The 4,626-nt window shown below is 55.9% G+C and carries 3 protein-coding genes; 1 reads left to right on the plus strand and 2 read right to left on the minus strand.

All coding sequences use genetic code 11. The features are described from left to right. Positions 1-6 precede the first annotated feature (6 nt). On the minus strand, positions 7-606 hold the full coding sequence (locus RQX22_RS19185; protein ID WP_315728811.1) for an SDR family NAD(P)-dependent oxidoreductase: 600 nt from the start codon (positions 604-606) through the stop codon (positions 7-9). A 103-nt stretch (positions 607-709) separates the two neighbouring features. On the opposite strand from RQX22_RS19185, the gene RQX22_RS19190 reads away from it, so the two are divergent. Beyond that, positions 710-2,035 (plus strand): phosphotransferase, encoded by a 1,326-nt coding sequence (locus RQX22_RS19190; protein ID WP_315728813.1) that lies wholly within the window; start codon positions 710-712, stop codon positions 2,033-2,035. A 238-nt stretch (positions 2,036-2,273) separates the two neighbouring features. On the opposite strand, the gene RQX22_RS19195 is transcribed toward RQX22_RS19190, so the two are convergent. After that, a complete protein-coding gene (locus RQX22_RS19195) occupies positions 2,274-3,908 on the minus strand; it encodes a P-loop ATPase, Sll1717 family (protein WP_315728814.1) in 1,635 nt (544 codons plus the stop codon). Positions 3,909-4,626: the final 718 nt, after the last annotated feature.

Consider the following 4,626-nt stretch of genomic DNA (forward strand, 5'->3'; position numbering starts at 1 on the left):
CCTATCTCAGCGTCCATCAGACCGGCAGCAGCTCAGTAGGTGGGGATGGATGGCGATGGCGCTGATCCCTTTGGGCCCCAGTTCGTCGGCAAGATTCTTCGTGAGCGTGGATACGGAGGCGCAGCGAATCCCCGCATTGTAATTGCCCGTCACGCGCGCGGCCATGCCGCCGATACTGATGATCCGCCCCCAGCCTTTGGCAATCATATGGGGTGAGACGGCGCGCGCTGCGCGCAAATAGCCTCCGGTCTTGATATTGATATCGCTGAGCAGGCGCTCGATCGAAATCTCCTGGACGTTGGCCGATGCACCCCCGCCTGGAGTGGCAGCGTTGTTGATCAGGATGTCAGCACCGCCCAGTGCTTCAACGCCGCTGGCGACCATCGCATCAACCGATGCGTCGTCGCCCATGTCGACGACAAGCGGCACCACTTGGCTGCCGGTGGCCCCCATGATCTCGGCGGCGGCAGCGTTGAGTACGTCTGCATTGCGGGCAGCAATGGCCACGCTTACACCCTCTGCGGCGAGCTGCCAGGCAATCGTTTTGCCCAGGCCCCGACTGCCACCGGTGACGATCGCCCGCTTGTCGCTAAGTTCTAGGTCCATTCGTCACTCCACGAGAAAAGAAATGTCACGCCGACTGAGACATCGGGACGTCGGCGGGGCGAAGCCTGTTGTAATCTGCATACGATTACCGATTGTATACATAATGAAAAACAGGGCAATAAGGATGGGCGTGCTGGTTCATCGGTTGGACCTGTGGCTCGCCCGCCGACAAGCATCAGGGCGCGTGTTTGAGCAGACGGGATTGTGGAAACATCCGCTTAACTTAGCCGCCGGGCATCGTCCGGTCATTTCTCTGGGAGACAGACTGATGGAGAATCCGTCGCTGGACGCGATTAGGCAAGCCTTTGCTCACGAGCAATTGGATAGGCCCCTGGCTCGCAAGGCCAGCGACATCCCGGTGTCCTACGAAGCCATTACGCCGGATTGGCTGACGGCGGTCATCTGCCATGGCCAGTCGGGTGCCAAGGTCACCTCCTTCGATCTTGGCGAACCCGATTCCGGAAGTTCGAACCGGCGGCGGATTTTCTTGAATTATAATTCGGAAGAGCACGCGGCCGGTCTTCCCCAGTCCATATTCTGTAAGGCCGCGCACGATTTAGTCACTCGCATACTGTGCTCGTCAGGCATGACTCACAGTGAAGTAACCTTTTACAACAAGATCAGGCCTCAACTCGATATCGAAGCTCCAACGGCCTTCTTAGCCCAATATGATCCCGTGGCTTTCAAGTCGATTATCATATTGAAAGACATCGCCGATGAGGTCACCTTCTGCTCTCATGAGACGAAGGTTGATTTCGATATGGCTAAGGGCCAGCTGGATTTGTTGGCGAGAATGCACGGGCATTTCTACCGGAGCGTCCAGTTCGAGTTTGAGCTCAAGGATGTCCAAACTTTCCATGGGCGGTTCATGAACCTGTGCGACAACCACTGTCTTGCCGAATGCTGCGACAACGGTTTCGTGGCTGCCCGCGACGTGTTGCCAGCCGCCGTCTTTGCCCGGCATACCGAGGTTTGGCCGGCTACGCTTCTGGCTGTCAATAGGGATCGAAATCAGCCCGAGACTTTGACGCATGGCGACGTTCATCTCAAGAACTGGTACGTGACTCATGCCGGCCAAGTCGGTCTCGGGGATTGGCAAGTCACCTGCCGAGGCCATTGGTCTCGTGATCTGGCATATGCCATTTCGACCGCGCTTGAGCCTGTCGACCGGCGGGCTTGGGAAACCGACCTGATCCAGTTCTATATAGAGCGACTTGGCGCTAATGGCGGTCCGCGGATCGGGTTTGAAGAGGCTCTGCTGCATTACCGGCAGCAAATGCTGACAGTGCTCGCCTGGTGGACGGTGACACTTTCACCTTCACAGGACATGCCCGACATGCAGCCGGCCAATACCACTATGACATTCCTCGCCCGGATCGGCCAGGCGATTGATGATTGGGAGTCACTCGATAGCTTCGACCAAATTTGAAGTAGGTTCGGTTTGACTCCCAATTGGGCAATCGTGGCTTTGCTCTCTGGCTCTTTCCCAAGGGTGACGCCTTTGAGTGAGGACGGGCCGGGATGGAGCAAGGTGTGATGTGGTTTCGCACTTGCCATAAATGCGGTTATCGCACCTTGGGAGGGAAGGGGAGGTCCGCTTCGCGCCCAGTCGCGACACTAGGCCATTTAATCGCTTCTTATCAGCAGACTTCGCGCCGTAGCCTTGGCTATTGTCTATCCTGAAGGTTGTACGCAGCGTGCAGCATCGGGTGCAGCCGGACCTTGCTATCAGGGGATAGCAGCTGAGGCGAGATCAGCGGTTGGTCTATATGTGCGTAGGCGAACCGATCCTGCGCACTGATCTTAATGCCGATGCCTCCCGCTCGATATAAGATCGCCGCTAGCTCCGCGAGAACATCGAAGGTCATTTTCTTTCCGCCTTCAGCGTAAGCCTGGCAGAGGTCCCATACCGGATCGTGGTCGATTCTCGGGGAAGACCAAGTTTGTGTACAGAAGTCGTCCACTTTGTCCATGAGCTCGATTAGGTCGACCCCGGACTTGCGCCGCGACGTAAACAGGTCGAGAACTCGTCCAAGTAGCGGGTAAGCGCTCCTCCATTCCTGCAATAGCGCATCCCGACGTTTCCGAGCGAAGTCTACCTCGGCCTTTCGCACAGCAGTTACCGACACGCTTGGTTGGCCGTTGGCGATGTCTATGCACTCGTTGACGAGAGCTATGACGTCGCGCGGTCGCATGAGTGTGCGCTCAGTCATCCATTCGAAAGTGTCCTTGGCCCCGATTTTGGGCGGAAAGATGTCGGAAAATCCGATCAGCGCTACTGTGTATTGTCGCTTGAACAAAGAGTTGAGGCGCTTGTCCACCAGCTGCCTGAGTTCCGCACGCGTCCATCTCAGGCGCACCATCAGATCTTCGAACTTTTCACGCTGGAAACTGATATCAGCAGTCTCCTGCACCACTCTCTCGAGCACGTCCTCTCGAAGAGCGACAAGAATCTTCAAATTCCTAATCTTGCGGAATGTTTTTAGGGACTCCATCAGTCCTTTGATCATGCGGAAGCGAACGCTGTCGTCGACCCAGCGTTCGTCGAGGCGATCGATGGTGAGATAATAGGTTCGAACGTCAACATCCTGCGTCGCAAGCATCTCAATGACGCCGTGAAGCTCTGAAAGCTGATCCGAGCTAATAATTTTCCGGGTTCTTGCAACAATCTCGCTCTTTTTTTCTCGACTCATGCGTTTGTCATATTGCCCACCCGCTTTAAACTTCTCGATTTCAACACCGATCTCAGCATGGAGCTTGCGCTCTACCGATTCGGTTATTTCCTTAATGTTCTGGTCCATTGTGATCCAGAACTTGCCTTGCCAGTCCTTGATATACTCCAGCGACTTTTGTTTCCGCTCGTCCCTCAGAAAACCGCCGAAGAGTTTCGAAAAGATGTTTCTAGACTTATCGGCGCTATCGACGTCCCAGCGGAGGCGGATATATTCGATGCATAGGACGTGCTTCCAAAGCACCTGAAAGAATAGGTCCAAGTCGGCGCCTATCGCGTTGAGAAAGCGCAGTGCGTCAGAATTCGAAACATAGCTCATCGACATTTCGAAGGGATCGAGGCTTGTGCTGCGGTGTGTTTCACGTTCCAAGTATCGCAGGATTGCGGTCTTCCCAGAGCCTGTACGACCCGCAACCACCATCACCGGCGAGGTGGCCCGCCGACACTCCTCTACCGGCGGGTACTCGACAAAGCAGTCGAATAAGAAGTCATCATCGGTTTCCGCGTTTCCTGTACCGATGCCTGCTCCGCGGCGGAGAACGACGGGGTTAACTTGCTTAATTGTCGCCATGGCGGGAAGGTAGTTGAACTTGCCACAAGACGCCAGCCTGCGGAATGATGCGCACCTGCGTATTAGGCGTCCGCCTTCTCACCGCTTCGTCTATTGGTACACTGCCGGTTCCGAATTCCGTCACGAGTGGATCAACTGAATTCAGGAGAACACGTCAAAATCGATCGCCTCTGATGCACCACCACCTCGCTTGCGTGCTCGGTCAGCTCAGACAATGACTGGGGGCCGACCCACCCGCCCCTTCGAACTGGACTAGCTTGGCTTGATCTCGGCCCCAATGTCCGCTTCCGCGTCATGCCGTGCCAAAGCGGACCGATAACTCCCGGGCCATGTTGCGACCTTCCGCTAAGCGGCAGGTCCAGTTTCGGTCGTCTGGTGACGTTGAGCTTTCCTTCCAGACCGGCCATTCACATGTCTGATGGGGGTGGTAAGGTGCCGCGGCGGCGTGAGGCAGTCTAGATTCTGATCGACGGTCACTGCCGCTGCAACATGGCACTGACATTGGCGGCGAGGAGTACCTCGAAGCCTTTTCTATCTGGATGATAGCACTTCGCGAGGGCCCACCTGCCGAGGGCTGCCTCAAGACGGAGTAACGCAAGTGACGAACAAGAAAGTGCATCTGCTCCTCCAAGCGCGCGTGCCCGAATTTATGTTCAATCCCGAACAGAAAGATGGAATCGTAGTTTGAGCTGCTGCCGGTCTGATGGACGCTGAGATA

This window comes from Sphingosinicella rhizophila (genome assembly GCF_032378825.1).
GTDB lineage: Bacteria > Pseudomonadota > Alphaproteobacteria > Sphingomonadales > Sphingomonadaceae > Allosphingosinicella > Allosphingosinicella rhizophila.

Bases quoted from the DNA above. Each gene is read 5' to 3' on its own strand.
- RQX22_RS19185 (WP_315728811.1), bottom strand. From the start codon at position 606: ATGGACCTAGAACTTAGCGACAAGCGGGCGATCGTCACCGGTGGCAGT.
- RQX22_RS19190 (WP_315728813.1), top strand. From the start codon at position 710: ATGAAAAACAGGGCAATAAGGATGGGCGTGCTGGTTCATCGGTTGGAC.
- RQX22_RS19195 (WP_315728814.1), bottom strand. From the start codon at position 3,908: ATGGCGACAATTAAGCAAGTTAACCCCGTCGTTCTCCGCCGCGGAGCA.